Raw genomic sequence first — 17,616 nt, 5'->3', positions numbered from 1 at the left:
CATCACCCTCAGCCCTACCCACATCGGCACCATCATCAAAGCAGCCCTCGTACTCACCCAACTCGAACACCAAGGCCGCTACTGAGAAAACCTCAATGTGGCAGTGGTGCCGACCAATGGTTTCGCGACAAGACAACCGTGACGTAGCCGTGAAGGCCTCCTTCCCTACCTTGAGAGCAGGGAAGGAGGCCTTCACGGCGGCGGGTCTGGGCTGGTCGCCGAAAGCCGCTCGATGCCCACTTGAGGAGGTAAGGCGAAGTTGTCGTGACCCACACCGCTGCTGCCCATGTCGCGAAAGCCACTTTCGGGACATGTGGTGTCCCGAAAATGGCTTTCGCGATACAGCGAGAACACCGCTGCCCCAGCACCGGGGCCTCATTGCCACTCCCGAGCTGCAAAAAACTCTCTGCGTGCTTCTTGGCCAGTTTCTCGTTTTGAATTCTTTGATTTTCAAGTCGGCCCAGCGGTATAGGTCGTTATACACTTGACTGAAGTCAGCGAGCGGCAGGGAGTTCGGCCGACTTCCGGTCCTCCAGGACGCGCTGCTTCGCGTTCTCGATGCGCCTCGATCCGGACGACGCGATCCCGCCGCTGACCGCGTACTTCGCGATGCGGATCGACCGGCTCCCCCTCCTCCCCTATCACCCGCCGGGAGACCCCGCCGTGGAGATCTCCTGCGAGGCCATACCGACCGTCAGCGCGCTGCCCTCCACTCCCCACCCTCTTGAAGGGACTTCTCATGATCACCGGGCCGGTCGTGACGGCGTTCGACACCGGCGTCGCCGGACTCGCGGGCATCCTCGCGTTTCTTTTGCTTTACACGCGTGAGGGTCGAGCAAATGTGCCGAACACTGACGAATGACCCACTCCCTCCCAACGTATATGCCGTTATACGCCGGGAGGGTCCGGTGGCCACGACGAGCACCGCGACGAGAAGAACGATCGGATACGCGTTGCCGACGACCGCCTCCGCCAAGTTCCAGTCGCGTTCGGCCCCACCACCGCCCGGCACGACGGCGACCGTCCATCCGGTGAACAGGACGGCGACCACCAGCGCTACCTCGCGGCGTCCCCGGGCGGCGAGACACCCGAGGGCGGGTATCACCCACACCCAGTGGTGTGTCCAGGAAATCGGGCTGAGCAGCAGGGAACATCCGGCCGTGACCAGCAGTGCGGCGCGATCGTCGCCCGCATGATGGAGACGACGGACGAGCCACATCGCCAGCGCCGCGCAAACCACCCCGAACACCACGATCGCCACCGTGGCCGCCAGCCCTTCCGGCAACGTCCGCGCAACGAATCCCTGCCACGACTGATTCCCTACCCAGCCCTTCATTTCGGCGAAATGGTCGTTGAAGATCGCGGAGGTCCAGTAGCGCACGGAGTCTTCCGGCAGGACGACCATGGCGAACGCCGTCGCACCCAGGAACGCCGCGAACGCGCGTACCGCGTCACCAGTACGCCTGACCACCAGGAGGTGGACGATGAAAATCAGCGGGATCAGTTTGACGGCCGCGACGATCCCGATCGCGATCCCGCGATAACGCGACTCGCGCGGGAGAAGCATGTCGGTCACCACGACGGCCAGCAGAACGAGATTGATCTGGCCGAGGCCGATGGTCTGCCATACCGGCTGAACCGCGAACGCGCCGACCAGCAGCACTGGCAGGTGCGCCCGGTCCGCGAACGGCCGCAGCGCGCAATAGAGGGAAGGGGCGGCGGCCAGGGCGAGCAGGCCCCAGCACAACTGGGGCGGCAGCACGGTCAGCGTGGTGAAGAGCAGTGCGGCGAACGGTGGGTAGGTGAACGGCAGTTCCGGTGCCCAGTCGGGAAGAGCGCGCAACGGTGAATAGAGGCTCTCCCCGTGGACCACGGCGAACCCGCCTGCCCGGTAGACCGCGGAATCGACGCCGAGCGGCCAATCCGAAATCCACCAGATGAACGCGACCACGGCGAGCACGGTCGTCACGGCGGCGACGATGATCAGCGCCGGTGTCACGCGCGGCCTTCTCGAGCGATGCATGGGGAAACGATCTCCGGATTTCGCCCGGTGGGCATCGCCCGGGGGAACCGTCTTGGCACCGCTACCCCGGTAGCCGACTTCGCCCGAACCCCTACCCCGGTATCAGTGCGTGCTGGTTGGATCTTCACGGACTTCGTAACTGCTGGTCGGCTCCACCGTTAGAGCGGGACAAGGCGAACCTGTCGTGGTGGATCCGGCGAGAGCGGGCTCACGCAAAGGGGCCCACCCGAGTCGTGAGTGGCGATTCGGGTTAGAACCCGAATCGCCACTCACGACCTCCCTCCGCCACCTTCACGAACACGTCACTCCATCAGGGCGTGCTGCCCGGCACGACGAGCCCTGCCTCGTACGCGACCATCACCGCTTGCGCCCGGTCCCGGACCCCGAGTTTGGCGAAAACCCTGCTGACATGGGATTTCGCCGTCTGATCCGCGATCACCAGTGCTTCGGCGATCTCCGTATTGGAAAGTCCGCGCGCGATCAGCCGGAGCACGTCCGTCTCACGTGCGGTCAGCTCCGCCACGAGCGCGTGTGAGGCGTGCGCCGATGCGTGGGTGCGGGTGAACTCGCCGATCAGGCGCCTGGTGATCGTCGGGGCGAAGAGCGCGTTGCCCGCGGAGACCACCCTGACCGCGGTGACCAGATCGTCCAGTGGGGAGTCCTTCAGCAGGAAACCGCTGGCGCCGGCCCGTAGTCCGCCGAACACGTATTCGTCGATGTCGAAGGTGGTGAGGATCAGGACGCGGACTTCGTGCCGTCCTGCCACGATCCGCCGGGTCGCCTCCAGACCATCGAGTTCGGGCATGCGCACGTCCATCAGGACGACGTCCGGCTCGAGTTCGGCGCAGAGGGCGACGGCGGTGGCTCCGTCGGCGGCCTCCCCGACCACCCGCATGTCGGGCTGCGCGTCGAGCACCGCACGGAAACTTTGCCTGACCATGGTCTGGTCGTCGGCGATGACCACCGAGATCACGGTTGCGGTTGCCCCTCACGATCGAGCGGAACGGTCAAGGCGACCAGGAAACCACCGTCTGGCTTCTCCCTCACCTCAAGATCGGCCGCGAGCATAGCGGCCCGCTCCCGCATTCCCACCAAGCCGTGCCCACTGCCTGCCTGCGCTGTCCGCGTCGGCCCGGCTCCAGGACCGTTCTCGATGCGCACGCGAACGGAACTCTCCCCGGTCACGAGTTCGACGGAGATCGACGCGCCGGGAGCGTGCTGGATTGCGTTGCTGAGTGCTTCCTGCACGATCCGGAACACTGACAACGCGACCCCGACCGGAACGGCGTCGAGGTCACCGCGCAGCTTGAGGTCGCAGGGGGTCCCGGCGGCCTTGACCCCTTCGACGAGTTCGATCACCTTGCCCAGCCCGGGCTGCGGGGCGACCAGTGGGGCACGGTCATCGGATCGAAGGACACCGAGCAGCCTGCGCAGTTCGGTCAAGCCTTCCCGAGCGGTTCCCGCGAGGTCCGCGAACTCGCGCCAGATCTGGGCGTCGCGGTCGGCCCCGCCTGGACCGGGGAACCGGAAACGCGCCGAATCCGCCCGCAACGCCAGAACGGACATGTGGTGCGCGACGACGTCGTGGAGTTCCCGTGCGATACCCGCGCGTTCCTCCAAAAGCGCCGCCCGGGTCTCTTCGGCGAGCCGGCGTTCTTGCTGTGCCACGCGGGCTTCTTCGGCGAGCCTGCGCTGACGCACCGTGTTGCCGACGAAGAACACTGTGCCACCCAGCACCACGAGCAGTCCCGCGTCACGCCAGTCGTCGAGGAAGGGTGACACGGCACCCAACGAGATCAGCGCCGCCCAGGTCAGCTCCGCCTGGTCGTTGCTCTCCCCCACGAGGTAGAAGACGATCACCGCCGTCAGCGCGAGTCCCGGTGCCCATGGCCAGCCCCAGGTCCCGGCTATGCCGGGCAGCGTGAACGGGGTGAGCACGATGCCCAGGATCAGCGCGCGCCATCCCCACAGCGGCGAACGCACCGCGAGCAGGCAGGGCAGCACGGTGACGACCACGTTGAAGACTTTCGCGGCCGGCGACGTCGAAACGGTTGAGAACGTGATGAAACCCGCCCACAGACCGAACCCGACGATCGTGAGACCGCGCAACCTGCGTAATCCCGCCGACCGCTTCGGCGGGACATCGGTTCCCGTGAACGCCGTGTAGCGCAGGGCGCCCCACCAAACCAGCAGGCGCTGTCGGTCGATCATCAAGGATGACCTTACCCGCGGACCGACTCACTCTGCGCCCGATCACCCGTGGCGGGTCAGCTCCGCGGGGATCGCCGGTTCGCGGCAATAGTGAACTGCAAGGTCACCTTCGGGCTGATCATGAGCTTGGTGGCGAAGTTCCCGTTCACGCCCCACTCGTTGCGGTCGATCGTGACGCTCCCCTTGAAACCTGCCCGGAAGCCACCCGCCGGGCCAGGCTTGGCGTCGGTCAGTTCGACGGCGACGCCGACCTCCTTCGTGACACCTCGGATGGTCAGGTTCCCGGTGACCTCGAACCGGGGGCCGCCGAGGTGCCGGACCTCGGTGGACGCGAAAGTGATGTCCGGATGGCCTGCCACGTCGAGGAACGCGGTGCGCAGGTGGTTGTCGCGCTGCTGGTGGCCGGTGTGGATGCTCGCGGCCTTGACGGTGAGCCGGAAGCTGGACCTCGACGGGTCCTCGCCGTCGAGGTGAACGTTGCCGTCGAACTCGTCGAAATGCCCGGGCACCCTGCTGGCCATGGTGTGCCGGGCGACGAAGGCGAGCGTCGTCCCGGCGGTGTCGAGTGAGTAGTCACCGGTCAGTTCGCCGAACGTGGTCATCGTCGTCATGCTGGGCTCCTAGCCGGAAGGTGTTGAGTCTCGGCACTACGACGAGAGAGCCCCACTGGATGTGAGGTCACCACGCACCTCACATCCAGCGGGGCTTCCTCGTCGTATCAGGGACAGTTGCAGGTGACCAGGAGGCGAATCCCATGAACGAACCGGCACCCGATCAGCTCGATCCCGGCCTGCGGGCGATCGTGAGTGAGCGGCGCCAGCTGACGGGACTCGCCTATCGGCTGGTCGGCTCGCTGTCCGAGGCCGAGGACGTCGTGCAGGAGACCTACACCCGCTGGTACGCCTTGTCCCCCGCCCAGCGGAACGCGATCGACTCCCCCGGCGCCTGGCTTACCACGGTGGCCAGCCGCATCTGCCTGGACCTGCTCGGCTCGGCGCGCGCGAGACGGGAACGCTACGTCGGCGAATGGATTCCCGAGCCGGTGCCGGGGCACGTCGAATGGACGACCGGACGGCCGCCGTCCGCCGTCGACGACCCGGCCGACCGGGTCACCCTCGACGAGTCGATCACCATGGCGTTCCTCGTCGTGCTCGAGTCCTTGACCCCGGCCGAACGGGTCGCGTTCATCCTGCACGACGTCTTTCGCTACCCCTTCGCCGAAGTGGCGGAGATCGTCGGTCGCACCCCGGTGGCCTGTCGTCAGCTCGCCTCCAGCGCGCGCCGCCGCATCCGCGCGGCACAGGCCTCCCCCACCCCGGTCACCCGGCAGGCCGACCTCGTCAAGGAGTTCAAGAAGGCGTGGGAGGCCAAGGACATCACCGCGCTCATCGGCCTCCTCGACCCCGACGTCAAGGCGGTCGGCGACGGCGGCGGACTCGTCAGCGCGGCACTCCACCCCTTCGAAGGGCCGGAGCGGGTCGCGTCCTATCTCATGGAGGTCGCGCGCAAGACGTCCGACCTCGCGCTCCTGGAGCGGCCGGTCAACGGACGACCCGGCCTGGTGCTCCGGCAAGGCGATCTGACCGTCGCGGTGTTCGCCTTCGACGTCACCGGCGACCGCATCCGGCACATCTGGGGCGTCCGGAACCCCGAGAAGCTCCGGTCGTGGACGGGTGAGTGACCGTGCCGCCGGGCCCGTGTCAGCGACACTGGCCCGGCGAACGGTCGCTAGGCGATCTGCCCCGCCTGGTAGTCCCCGGCGGGGTTCCGCACGAGGACGTTCACCCGGTTGAAGGCGTTGATCAGCGCGATCACCCCCACCAGCGCGGCGAGCTGGTCCTCGTCGTAGTGCCGGGCGGCGTTCGCCCAGGCTTCGTCGGTGACGCCACCGGCGCTGTCGGCCATCCGGCAGGCTTGCTCGGTCAGCTCCAGCGCCGCGCGTTCGGCCTCGGTGAAGACCGTCGCCTCGCGCCAGGTCGCGACCAGGTTGATCCGCACGGCGGACTCCCCGGCGGCGGCGGCCTCCTTGGTGTGGATGTCCAGGCACACGGCGCAACCGTTGATCTGGCTCGCGCGCATCCGCACCAGTTCCTGAATCGTGAGTGACAGCGGTGAGCCGGCCAGCGTTCTCCCCGCCGAGATGATGTTCCGCATGAACTTTCCGCCGACGGGGTTGCGGAAGTAGTCGAGCCGGGCGTCCATCGCGATCTCCTTCGTCGTAGTGGATCTTCTGCCCACTCGACGACGCAGTCCCGCGAAATGTGAGTCTGTGCCGGATCAGATCGCGGTGGCGACGAGAAGGTTCAGATCCACCGGCATCGCGATGACCTGATCGACACGGAAACCTGAGCCGTGCAGAAGTTTTTCGTATTCCGTCCGCTCACGTTCCCGGCCACCGGTGACCGCGAGCATCTGCAGATCCCAGGGTTCGGCGAGACCGGCCGACCGGCTCGGCGAGCCGCCTGAAAGCAGGCGTTCCACCACGAGAAGCCTGGCGCCGGCATCGCAAGCACGGCGACAGTTGTTCAGGATGCGGTCACAATCCTCGTCGTCCCAGTCGTGCAGCACCCGGGACAGCAGATACGTCTGCGCACCCGCGGGTACTTCCTCGAAGAAGTCGCCGGCCACGAAGCGCACCTTGCCGCCGGGCTCGGCGGCAAGGTCGGCCACCGCCGATCCGGTGACGTGCGCGCGATCGAACACCACGCCCGACACGCCGGGATGCTCGTCCACGATCGTGCGCAGCAGTGTGCCATTGCCACCCCCGATGTCGACCACGGTCGTTTCGGCGGGGAAAGGACAGGAGTGACTGAGCTCCTTCGCGACGAGGCGGGTGACGGCCTGCATGGCGCGGTCGAAGGTCCGGGACGATTCCGGGGCGGTGGCGAAATAGTCGAAATGCTCCACCCCATAGCGATGGCTGAAGGCCGTACGACCCGTTCGCAGGGCCGCGGCGAGATCGTTCCAGGCGTCGTAGAACTCGCCACCGTAGAGCCGGGTCAAGTCGCTGAAAGGGTTGTCCGCACGAAGCAGTTTGCCTCGCTCCGTCGTCTCGTAACAACCGTTCGCTCGCTGTTGCACGAGGCCGACCCTCGCGAGAAATCGCAGAAAGCGTGCGGTGGCGCCGGCATCACAACCGATACGACGTGCCACTTCTCCGGGCTCGAGCGCCTCGTCGCCGACCGCGTCCGGGATCCCGAGTTCGACGGCCACGTGGAGCGCACGTGCCGACCAGTGGCCGGCGAGAAGCGACAGCAGAGCGGTGTGCTCGTCGGGCATCGACACCGGTTCCCCCACGTGCGCGGCGAGAACCTCCGTGTGGCGTCCTCGAGCGGTCAGTTCGAACCGGGGGCGATTCCCCTTGTCACCTGCCGGAGCCTTGAAGTACACCACCGTCCGGCCGCCCGTGCCGGGATCCTCATGGGGATTGTGACCACCACCGTCGGGTTTCATCCCGAGAAGGTCTCGGCAGGTCCGCCGGGTTCGCTCGAGTTCCCCCTCCGCCACCAGCCAACCGGTGTGGGACTCCTCCTCTCTCGCGCGCTCACGCTCGATGAGCCCCGGCGCGACCCTCTCGGCCGAGCCGCGTGGAAGGACGAAGATCTCGAGGTCGCCACCGATGCCGGTGATCGGCGACGCGTGGACGATGGTGACGTCCAGATCGTCCTCGGCGACACGATGCCGCTCGGCGAGCCTGGACCGGACCACCCTGCTCGGCACGGAAGGCCCGGGCTCGAAGCCTGCCTCGGCGAGGAAATCGCGGACATCCGTCACGGAGTCGGGAAAAACGAGGGCCGCGACGTGATCGAACTCGACTCGATCGTCGATGTCAGCGGCGGCAGGATTCCCGAGAAGGCGGGCGAGGGTACCTGGGGCGGTCGACCGGGCGGCCAGCGAGGCCGCCCTGTACAACCGGAGTTCGTCTTGGCTGCTTAACACTTTCGGTCCTCTCGACTCGACCAAAGCCGTCTCAGTGGTGGGCGAAGTCGCCCCGGATCACGGTCTTGCTTCGCATGAGGAATTCCGCGAGGTGCCCGTCGTGCGGCAGGCCAGGTCGCATCTCGTGGGTCGGCCGGTCGCCGATGTGCAGGTTGCCGATGGTGGTTTCCTCGATCAACGACGCCAGCAGTTCGTCGTCGCCGGTGATGGCGGTGACGGTCAAGCTGTGGCGAAGTGGCGTGATCCCGTCCGCCGGCGACCATGGGGCGACCCATGCGCACGGGAACGGGAGCTCGATGCCGAGCCGCGACGGATCCGGACGGTCGAGCAGGACGACAGCCGGTCGCAGGACCGCACCGCCGCCGGGCAACGGTTCGAGAAGCTCACCGGCGGACAGCAGCTCGCCACCGTTCAGCTCGCTCCGCAGGTAAGCCTCGAGTTCCCGCGCGCGTTCCAGCGGGAACGCGGGAAGAACAGCGGCGTCGCTCGCCGGTGGCAGCACGGCGATTTCGGCCAGCCGGCGGGCGAGTTCTTTCGCGAAAGCGTCCGCTTCGCCGTCGACCAGGACCGCGGAGGCGTTCACGCAAGCGGTGCCACCGAAGCCGGCCACCGAGGACACCACGGTGTCGACATGCTCGGCCCACTCGCCGTCGGCGATCAAGACCTTGGAGCGGCCCGGTCCCTGCACGAGAACATCTCCCCGGTGCCGGTACCTCGCCACCGCGTCGCTTCCGCCATAGACCAAGGCCAGATCCGCGGTGTCGACGAACTCACGGGCCACAGTGTGATCCGTGGGCAGAAAAGTCACCTGATCAGCGCCGAACCCGCTCTTTCGGAGAGCCTGGACCAGCCGATACGGGGTGAACGGTTCCCGTCGCGACGGGCGAACGGCGACCCGGTATCCCAACGCGAGCGCCTCGAGCCAAGCGGCGTGGGTGGCGGGATGATTTCCCGGTGCCTGCACCGCGAGCACGTCACCTCGGCGCTTCCAGACCGCTCCCGTCGACGAGACCTCGTGCCAATCGTCGCTGGTTCCGAGCGGACGTGCGCACCGCACCGACTCCCCCACCGCCGCGGCGCCCCGCACGATGGCTTGGGATGCTTCTCGGACCACGGACAACGCCACGCCGGACGCCTGCGACACCCGTCGCTCGTGTTCGTCCAGCGAGACCCCGTCGACCGTTCGCAAGAACTGTGCCCCCGCGGCCGCGATCCGGTCGATCCGTACCGACAAGGGCATCGGACGCGCTTTCCGCATCTTCGCGATACTGCGCTTCACGTAGAGACCGGGAGCCAGACTCAGTTCCGCGAGCGCGCTCCCGTCCACACCGGTCACCTCGTCGACACGGTGCGACCGGAAGGTATTCGAAGGGCCGAGCGCGTCCAGGCGCGGAATGACGGCCATCAGTAGACGCCTTCGATGACCTGAGCGTCCTCGAAGACGGCGACGGGTGTGACGTCGGCGACCGAGACACCCAAGGCTCCGGCCGGCGCGGCGACCCTGGTGGCGAGGTCCCGCTCCAGGTTGTTAGGCAGGAACAGGGACTTGCTGACGTGATGCATCACGACCTGCCCACGCTCGCCATCGGCGACCTCCGTCAGTGAGTCGGGGTCGACGACCGAAAACGTCGTGTAAGGCGAGAAAGAATCGAACACGCATTGCCCCGGCTTTCCGGCACCCGCGCGCTCCATGCTCCCGCCCAAGATCATGGTGCTCCCGTACTGACCGCACAGCCGTACCTCCGGGAAGACCTCTCCTTGCAGCACCTCGCGGGTGTCGGCGTCCAGGTGCGCCCCACCCCACATGATCACCGACACCTTCTCGTTGATGAGATCCACCAGGCGGTCGGACTCGGACATCCTGACCAGCAACGGCGGCGTCACCACGAGAACGCCGATGTCCTGTTGTTCGAGGATCGAGTGCGCCTGATCCACCACATGCTCGGCGTACCTGCTCGCCTCTTCGGTGCGTCCCAGAGCCAGGGATTTGCGCACCCAGCGCGGATCGAGGTCGATCGTGAAACAGATGCCGCCTCGCATCCGGGTCACTTCCGCCATCAATCGGCCGAAGATATGCGGTCCGCTCGGCGCGATCGTCAGCCAGTTGGCGTCGAGCGGGAACCCCAGCTCGTCCATGCGCAGCGACTTCCACGTCAACGAATGCCGCATCCAGTCCGACATCAGCAGGACTCGTTTCGGCGGGCCTGTGGTGCCACCGCTGTCGAAGGCACCGATCACATCCGGTCGGTCGCCGTACCCTCGCGGCACCAGGGCCTCGACCGGAACGTTCCTCAGTTCGCCGACCACGTTCGGGAATCGGCGTAGATCGTCATGGGTGCGGACCTCGCGGCGCGGCTCGAACCCGAGAGAGTCCGCCTTCGACAGCCAGAACCGCGACCCCGTCTCCGGACCGAAGTGCCATTCCATCGCCGCCGCATAGAAGTCACGTTCGACAGCCGCCAATTCATGGTCCCACTCGAGAAAAGAAAGACTAACGGACATCGACCTTTACCTGCCGATCCAGAATTGCGTCAGACGAGAAGATCTCCGGCATTCGAGGTCTCCCTCGAATGCCACCGCAAGATCTACCCGGTCACGTACCGTTACGACAACAATACAAGCCTTGATGCACTCCAAAAGACCATCAGGGCGAGTACTTTCGGGCAACTGGTTTGGCCATGGAACCGCGGGCGTGGTGACAACGCTCGGGGCAGTGGCGGGCAAGACCTTGCCCGCTTGTCCCGCGATCATTCCCGAATGGACACGTTCACATCCGGAAGAGGTTTGGAACGCGAAAACGATCGTACAGTCCCGTGCAGGAACACCAGATCACCCGATTCGGCAGCGCTGTCGCCATCTTGAGACCGCGTACTGTCACGACCGAGGGCTTGCCGATGGCGAACACTTCGCACCGATCCCAGTCAGGCACCCCCCGTCGAGCCCCGGTCTACCGATTGCCGGGCACCAGCGGCGAAGTGTCCATGGACCCGCCTGGCGAGGAGATCCGGGCACGTGCGGCGCGAACCGTCGGCCGGCTCGCCCGTGACGAGGAAGAACGTACCGGTCTGCTCTCGATGCTCGGCCTGGACACCGTCGAACGCACGACAGTGGCCGGACGTCTACCAAAAGTGCGATAACGTGCAGTATTTTCCGGAATTATCGCCACTTCGGCGTATTGTCACATCTCGAAATACCGGACTTCCACGGCCATCAGTGCCGGTGGCGACTTCCGCTGACGGCGGAATGGCTCAGGAGGCATTCTCGTGAAAAAGCGTATCACTGTCTTTTGTGGCTCTTCGACGGGCAACGACCCGCGCTATCTGAGTCAGGCGGCGGCCGTGGGCACTCTGCTCGCGGAGCGCGGCTTCGGTCTCGTTTACGGCGGCGCCAGATACGGCACGATGGGCGCGGTGGCCGACGCGGCGCTCGCGGCGGGCGGCGAAGTGATCGGTGTGATCCCCCAGCATTTCGTCGGCGGCGAGGCACCGCATCGCGGTATCACCCAACTCCAGGTGGTCGCCGACATGCACGTCCGCAAGGCCAGGATGACCCAGCTTTCCCAAGGATTCATCGCTCTTCCCGGCGGAGCCGGGACACTGGAGGAGCTTTTCGAGGTCTGGACCTGGGCGCATCTGGGGATGCACACCAAGCCGATCGGCCTGCTGGACGCGAATGGCTACTACCGGCTGCTGTTGCAGTTCGCCGACCACATGGTGACCGAGGGATTCCTGCATCAGCACAGCCGGGACCGGGTTCACGTCGATGCCGATCCCGTCGTCCTGCTGGACAAGCTCCTGATGGAGCTCGAACCGGGGAGCCACTTCCCGATCCCCGCCGCCCGATCGCTGAAATCCCCGGCCGTGTCCGGGGTTCACTGATCCGAGAGCCGGCGCCCGCGGCAGTTCGCCCGACCACGGAAAGCATGGGGTGTCATGCACTGGCTGTATCTGGGGATCGCCATCGTCTTCGAAGTCGCCTTCATCTTCGGCGCCCGCGCGGCCGAAGGTTTCACGAAACCATGGCCATCCGTGTTCTCCATCGCGTGCTCGGCGATCGTGATCTACTTGCTGAGCCTGGTGATGCTCGATATCGATGTCGCCGTCGCGTACACGATCCTCATCGGTGGCGGCACGATCGGCGCGATCGTCTTCGGCAGGCTCTTCCTCCGGGAGCGTGTCACCGCGATCCAGATGACGTGTTTCGCCGTCATCGTTCTGGGAATCGCCGGGCTGCACGCCACGGTCGGCGCATGAACCCGCCGAGTAAGGAAGTCACGACAGTGCCTGTTCAAGATCGCCAACGGGCGGGTTTGCGCGCGTGGTCCGCGTTGCTGGTCGCGGCGGTGTTCGAGATCGTGTTCACGTTGAGCACGGGACAAAGCAAAGGGTTCACGCTGCTCGTGCCCTCGCTGATCACGGTCGTCTCCGCCGCGTGCGCCACCATTTTCCTCAGTGTGGCGTTGAAGAATCTCGATGTCGGCATCGGGTACGTCGTCTGGACGGGTATCGGCTCCGTCGGCACGGTGGTCTTCGGAGCCGTGCTTTTCGGGGAGTCCTTGACCTTCTTCAAAGGCGTTTGTTTCGCAGCGATCATCGGCGGGGTCATCGGATTGAAACTGACCTCCGGTGAGCCGCGGGCCGCCGAGGGAGTACCTGACCCCGCACCCTGATATAGACCCTTCGGACCTGGTTCTGGACTGGCGTGGGGTGATCTGGGTGACGTGACGCCGCACTCGCGTGCTTGGAGGCGAAACTCGCGTGCTGGAAGACGAGTCTCGCGTGCTTGGAGGCGAAACACCCGAGTGCGGGAGTCTGGCACGCAAGTCCCGCGTCCGAGCACGCGAGTTACGTGTCTGAGCACGCGAGTTACGCCTTCGCGATGCCCGCCACCCGACGAACAGGCCGCCCTCAATCACGACACGCTCGGCCTTCTTCTTAACAGAACGACCCGAATCACTTACGACCCCAGCACCGAACTGGGTGTTGCGGTCTTGAGATCTGTCCTTTATGGATAGTGGCGGCTGGGCCAGGTCGTTGGCGAGTTCGATCAAGCGGGCAGCGCCGCCCGATCGGCCATTTCTCGGCGAAAAGCGGGCAGGTTCCCTTCCCTTGGCGTTGACCCCGGTTCCGGCGATGGGAGACGTTCCGAGCCGACAACCACGTGCCATGGCGGCAAGACAGGAAAACGATGACCACCACCGAACGGGCGCTGACGGTCAGCGAGACGGGTTTCCTCCTCGCGGGCTTCGGGCCCGTCGTGGTCCGGACCGCCTTCGCTGGGAAGTTCGAGACAGAGGTGCTCGAACGCGCGTGGCAGCGACTCGGCCACGAGTACCCCCTGTTGCGCTGCGGAATTCTGGGCAGTCCAGGCGGCTTTCACCTGAGCTTGCGGGACGGCATGCCGAAGGTGACCGGCGGCGCCGGCACCTTCGGCGACGACATCACCCGGCGGCTGGAAGACGGGGCGATCAGCCGGTTGTCGCTGCATGAGACGGCTGACGCGACGGTCCTGACGCTCGCCGTCGACCACGCGGTTTCCGACGGTCGCCTGGTGCGGAACCTGCTGCACAACCTGCTGGGTATCTACACCGCCCTGCTGCGTGGCGAAGCCCCTCCGTCGGCGCCGCGTCCGGTGTTCGAGCCGGGACTGGAAGAACTCTTCACCGGACGGTACGAACAAGGGTGGCCCGAGCCGCCCAGTGTGCGGGGAGAGCCTTTGGCGGTCACGGACGGTCCCGGCGCGCCATCGTCCGGCTTCGGCGTGCACCTCCTCGAACTAGAGCCCGGGCCGACCGCCGAGATCGTCGCGTTCGCCCGCGAGAACGGAATTTCGGTCACGGGTCTGTTGTGTGGAGCGGTTTCCGGAGCGGTACGGGCGAAGGCTCCCGCAACCGACGGCCCGCTACCGGTCACCTTGTGCGTCCCGGTGGACTTCCGCGAACGGCTTGTCCCGCCGCTCGATGCGGACGCCCAGCTGTGCGGAGCCCTTCCGTGCACGGTCACCGTCCCGGTCGCCGCCGACGACGAACCGCTCAAGGTCGGACTCCGTGTCACCACGGAACTGCGTTCGGCCCTCGAACGCGACGAACCCCAGCGTGCCTTGCTGGCCCAGTGTCACGCGCCTGCGCCTCCCCCACCCATGACGATCATGGTGTCGAACATCGGAGACGTGCGGGATCCCTTGCTGCCCGACGGCCTGCGTGTCACCGGTAGCCGCTTCGCCGCGACGCTGAACGGCCCGGTCCCCGGGATGTTCGTGTCGACGATGAGCGGACGACTCACCATCGACGTGGTGTACGACCGTGCTTTTCACCACTCCGAGGAGATCGGCGAGTTCGTGGCTTCGGTCGAATCCATCCTGCGCTCGCGGTGACCCGCCGCCCCGGATCTGCCCTGTTTCGCTCGACGACACCGACGGAGGACGTACCCCGATGCGGGACTCGACGGTTCTGATCACGGGCGGCGCCAAAGGACTGGGCCGCGCGTTCACCGAGGCGCTCGGCCAAGCGGGCGCGCGGGTGTTCATCACCGGACGGGACGCCGCGGCACTCGAAGAAACCGTAGAGAAGCTGACCGCGGACGGGATCCTCGTCGAGGCCGTGCGCGCCGACGTCGTCGACGGCGACGCCATGAAGAACGTCGTCGCGCGGATCATGGACGTCAGCGGACGTCTGGACGTCCTCGTCAACAACGCCGTCGATCCCGGCCCGGCCGGCCCGACCGCCGACATCGACTTCGACGCCTGGTGGCGCACCCAGCAGGTCAACGTCGCCGGTCCGCTGCTCAGCGCGCAGGCCGCCTTGGCGGTGATGATCCCCGCGGGCCGCGGCCGGATCATCAACCTGGTCAGCCCGGCCGGGATCAAACGCTGGCCGTACGCCACCGCCTATTCGGTGTCCAAGGCGGCTCTGCTGAAACTGTCCGAGAACCTTGCCGCCGAGTTGCGCTCGACCGGTGTCACCGTGCTCAGCTACAACCCCGGCATCGTCGACGCCGGGCTCACCCGCGCGGGGATCGAGTTCGCCGGGACCACCGACGATCCCTGGCTGGCCCGCCTCGGCCGCTGGGCCATCGAAGCCCGTGACTCTGGCGCCTTCACCCCACTCGACACCGCCGTCGAAGCCTTGGTGCGGTTGGCAAGGGGCGACGCCGACGTCCTTTCCGGACTCGTCATCAACGCCGAGGACGACCTCGACATCCGAATCTCCGAGCGAAAGGCTTCGTCACGATGAGGGAATCACGCCGGCTCGGCGAAAGCGACCTGATCGTTTCTCCCTTCGGCCTGGGAACTTCGACCTGGGGCACGACGACCGACCACGACGCCGCGGCGAGCCAACTGACCGCTTATCTCGAAGCGGGTGGCAACCTGCTGGACACCGCGGATGTCTACGGCGACGGTGAGGCCGAGCGAACGGTCGGACGGCTGCTCGGTGCTGGACTGCCGCGGGAATCACTCGTCCTGGCGACGAAGTCCGCGGGCGTGATCGTCGACGGAAGGCCGACCGCGGACGCCTCGCGCGGCTACCTGCTGAAGGCGCTGGACGCTTCGCTTTCCCGGCTGGGCACCGATCACGTCGACCTCTGGCAGGTGCACGCCTGGGACAAGAAGGTCTCGATCGACGAGACGCTCGAGGCCATCGACACGGCGATCACCTCGGGTAAAGCACGCCATGCCGGCGTGTGCAACTACGCGGGCTGGCAAACCGCCGTCGCCGCCGTCCGGCAGGCCGGCAAGAACAGCAGGCCACTGGCGAGTACCCAGGTCGAGTACTCCTTGCTCGAGCGAGGCATCGAGCGCGAAGTGGTGCCTGCCGCGAAGAATTTGGGCCTCGGCATTCTCCCGTGGGCCCCCTTGGGCAGGGGTGTGCTGAGCGCGAAGTACCGGCACGGCGTACCGGAAGAGCGGGCCGGGAGCCGGTTCTTCAAATGGTATGTCGGCAGGCATCTGAACGACCGCGCGGCCCGGATCGTCGAGGTCGTGGCATCCGTCGCCGACGAACTGGGCGTGACCCCGGTCGTCGCGTCCCTGGCTTGGGTTCGCGATCGCCCGGGGGTGGTCGCACCGCTGGTCGGCGCGCGGACCCTTGCCCAACTCGAGGAATCTCTGGCCGGCGCGGACTTCTGCCTGCCCGACGAACACCGGCTCGAGCTCGACGAGGTCTCCCGGCCTCGGCGCGGCTATCCGGAAGTCAGTATCTGAGCCGCGGGCAGGAGGCTGTCATGACAGAGAACCGGCCGAAGTATCTCGCGACACCCCAGTACACCGCCTGTCCCTACGCGGTGTTCGAGGGCTTACGGGATACGGCACCCGCCGTACCCGTCCAGGTCAACGGTTTCCGGATGTGGGCGGTCACCCAGTACGCCGACGTCCGGGAGATCCTCGCCGATCCCGACGCGTGCAAGGACATCGTCCAGCACCGGAAAAAGGTCGTCCCGCAGTCGATCCTCCGTCCTGAGCACAGCGCGAAACTGGCGCACCGGTCACGCCGCAGCCTGCTCGACCGCGACGGTCCCGATCATCGCAGGCTCCGGACGCAGTTGAGCGGCGAGTTCAGTCCGGCGCGGGTGGCTCGCCTTCGCCCCGCCATCGAACGCACCGCAGCGTCACTACTGGACCGGCTGCCCGTTGGCGAACCTGTCGACCTGGTCGCCGACTACTCGCGGCCGTTGGTCACGACGGTGCTCGCCGACCTGCTCGGACTTCCCGGACACGAGCGCGGAGAGTTCCCCGCCTGGCAGATGTCGATGCTCACCGGCAACAGCGTCGCCGAGGCCGAAGACGGCGCGCGGCGCCTGCACGAACTCGCCCTCCGCATGATCGAAGTGAAGAAGCGGGAACCGGGCGACGACCTCTTCACCCGGCTGCTGCGGATCCACGAAGCGGACGGCGGCTTGGACGCCGACGAGCTGGCGTCCACCTACGTGGTGATGCTCATCGGTGGCTCGGAACCGGTGACCACCATCGGGACCGGACTCGCCCTGCTGCTCGACCGGCCGGACACGGTGAAGAAGCTGATCGCCGCGCCGGAACTGTTCGCCCGGGCCGTCGAAGAGATCGTGCGCTACGAATCACCGTTCAAACTGCTTCCACCGCGGTTCTATGAGAAGCCCGTCGACGTGGGTGGTGTGAAGATCCCGGCCGGCGAGATGATCGCGGTCTCCCCCGGCGCGGCCAATCGCGACCCGGCCCGCTTCCCTGATCCGGACACCTTCGACATCGAGCGCGACACACGCGGCCATCTGGGGTTCGGGCACGGGGCCCATCGCTGCCTCGGAGCCGGTCTCGGCAGGCTGGAAACCGAGATCGCGCTGCGCATGCTGATCACCAGGTTCCCGCGGGCCCGGCTCATGACCGCCCCCGAGGACCTCGTTTGGCGTCCCGGTTCGTTCATGCGCCGCCTCGACGGCCTGCCCGCGATACTCGACTGATCCACGTACTCGCCG

At 66.5% G+C, this 17,616-nt stretch carries 17 protein-coding genes; 9 read left to right on the top strand and 8 right to left on the bottom strand.

Going from position 1 to position 17,616, the window contains the following annotated elements:
• Positions 1–694: 694 nt before the first annotated feature.
• From ACZ54P_RS35135 to ACZ54P_RS35120, 4 genes are all read right to left on the bottom strand, one after another.
• Positions 695–1,999 carry a glycosyltransferase 87 family protein gene (locus tag ACZ54P_RS35135; RefSeq protein ID WP_465465918.1) on the bottom strand — a complete coding sequence of 435 codons (1,305 nt, stop codon included), beginning with the start codon at positions 1,997–1,999 and terminating at the stop codon, positions 695–697.
• 334 nt (positions 2,000–2,333) lie between these two features.
• Positions 2,334–2,996, bottom strand: coding sequence for a response regulator (locus tag ACZ54P_RS35130; RefSeq protein ID WP_465465917.1), 663 nt, complete (start codon positions 2,994–2,996; stop codon positions 2,334–2,336).
• Positions 2,993–4,234, bottom strand: a complete 1,242-nt coding sequence (locus ACZ54P_RS35125; RefSeq protein WP_465465916.1) for a sensor histidine kinase — start codon at positions 4,232–4,234, stop codon at positions 2,993–2,995. The genes ACZ54P_RS35130 and ACZ54P_RS35125 overlap by 4 nt, the downstream gene beginning before the upstream one ends.
• 56 nt (positions 4,235–4,290) lie before the next feature.
• Positions 4,291–4,845, bottom strand: a complete 555-nt coding sequence (locus tag ACZ54P_RS35120; protein ID WP_465465915.1) for a YceI family protein — start codon at positions 4,843–4,845, stop codon at positions 4,291–4,293.
• A 143-nt stretch (positions 4,846–4,988) separates the two neighbouring features.
• On the opposite strand from ACZ54P_RS35120, the gene sigJ reads away from it, so the two are divergent.
• Positions 4,989–5,915, top strand: a complete 927-nt coding sequence (gene sigJ / locus ACZ54P_RS35115) for an RNA polymerase sigma factor SigJ (RefSeq protein ID WP_465465914.1) — start codon at positions 4,989–4,991, stop codon at positions 5,913–5,915.
• A 47-nt stretch (positions 5,916–5,962) separates the two neighbouring features.
• Here sigJ and ACZ54P_RS35110 read toward each other — a convergent pair whose 3' ends face one another.
• The 4 genes from ACZ54P_RS35110 to ACZ54P_RS35095 form a co-directional block, all read right to left on the bottom strand.
• Positions 5,963–6,436, bottom strand: a complete 474-nt coding sequence (locus ACZ54P_RS35110; RefSeq protein WP_465465913.1) for a carboxymuconolactone decarboxylase family protein — start codon at positions 6,434–6,436, stop codon at positions 5,963–5,965.
• Between the two features lie 75 nt (positions 6,437–6,511).
• Positions 6,512–8,173 (bottom strand): methyltransferase, encoded by a 1,662-nt coding sequence (locus ACZ54P_RS35105; protein WP_465465912.1) that lies wholly within the window; start codon positions 8,171–8,173, stop codon positions 6,512–6,514.
• Between the two features lie 31 nt (positions 8,174–8,204).
• Positions 8,205–9,578 (bottom strand): aldehyde dehydrogenase family protein, encoded by a 1,374-nt coding sequence (locus tag ACZ54P_RS35100; RefSeq protein WP_465465911.1) that lies wholly within the window; start codon positions 9,576–9,578, stop codon positions 8,205–8,207.
• The gene (locus ACZ54P_RS35095; protein ID WP_465465910.1) at positions 9,578–10,636 is read right to left on the bottom strand and encodes an AMP-binding protein; all 1,059 of its coding nucleotides are present in this window, start codon (positions 10,634–10,636) and stop codon (positions 9,578–9,580) included. The genes ACZ54P_RS35100 and ACZ54P_RS35095 overlap by 1 nt, the downstream gene beginning before the upstream one ends.
• A 518-nt stretch (positions 10,637–11,154) precedes the next feature.
• Here ACZ54P_RS35095 and ACZ54P_RS35090 point away from each other — a divergent pair.
• From ACZ54P_RS35090 to ACZ54P_RS35055, 8 genes are all read left to right on the top strand, one after another.
• Complete coding sequence (locus ACZ54P_RS35090; protein ID WP_465465909.1) at positions 11,155–11,310, top strand: hypothetical protein; 156 nt, start codon at positions 11,155–11,157, stop codon at positions 11,308–11,310.
• A 120-nt stretch (positions 11,311–11,430) separates the two neighbouring features.
• On the top strand, positions 11,431–12,051 hold the full coding sequence (locus ACZ54P_RS35085) for an LOG family protein (RefSeq protein ID WP_465465920.1): 621 nt from the start codon (positions 11,431–11,433) through the stop codon (positions 12,049–12,051).
• 54 nt (positions 12,052–12,105) lie between these two features.
• Positions 12,106–12,426, top strand: a complete 321-nt coding sequence (locus tag ACZ54P_RS35080) for a DMT family transporter (protein WP_465465908.1) — start codon at positions 12,106–12,108, stop codon at positions 12,424–12,426.
• A 26-nt stretch (positions 12,427–12,452) separates the two neighbouring features.
• A complete protein-coding gene (locus ACZ54P_RS35075; protein ID WP_465465907.1) occupies positions 12,453–12,842 on the top strand; it encodes a DMT family transporter in 390 nt (129 codons plus the stop codon).
• A gap of 518 nt (positions 12,843–13,360) precedes the next feature.
• A complete protein-coding gene (locus tag ACZ54P_RS35070; RefSeq protein WP_465465906.1) occupies positions 13,361–14,545 on the top strand; it encodes a phthiocerol/phthiodiolone dimycocerosyl transferase family protein in 1,185 nt (394 codons plus the stop codon).
• Positions 14,546–14,603: 58 nt separating this feature from the next.
• The gene (locus ACZ54P_RS35065) at positions 14,604–15,404 is read left to right on the top strand and encodes an SDR family NAD(P)-dependent oxidoreductase (RefSeq protein ID WP_465465905.1); all 801 of its coding nucleotides are present in this window, start codon (positions 14,604–14,606) and stop codon (positions 15,402–15,404) included.
• Positions 15,401–16,372 carry an aldo/keto reductase gene (locus ACZ54P_RS35060; protein WP_465465904.1) on the top strand — a complete coding sequence of 324 codons (972 nt, stop codon included), beginning with the start codon at positions 15,401–15,403 and terminating at the stop codon, positions 16,370–16,372. The genes ACZ54P_RS35065 and ACZ54P_RS35060 overlap by 4 nt, the downstream gene beginning before the upstream one ends.
• Before the next feature lie 20 nt (positions 16,373–16,392).
• Complete coding sequence (locus ACZ54P_RS35055) at positions 16,393–17,601, top strand: cytochrome P450 family protein (protein ID WP_465465903.1); 1,209 nt, start codon at positions 16,393–16,395, stop codon at positions 17,599–17,601.
• The last annotated feature ends 15 nt before the right edge of the window (positions 17,602–17,616 follow it).

Source organism: Amycolatopsis sp. NPDC034160, assembly GCF_055575355.1.
Note: the sequence above shows the minus strand (reverse complement) of the source record. Positions and strands in the feature narration are given on the sequence as shown.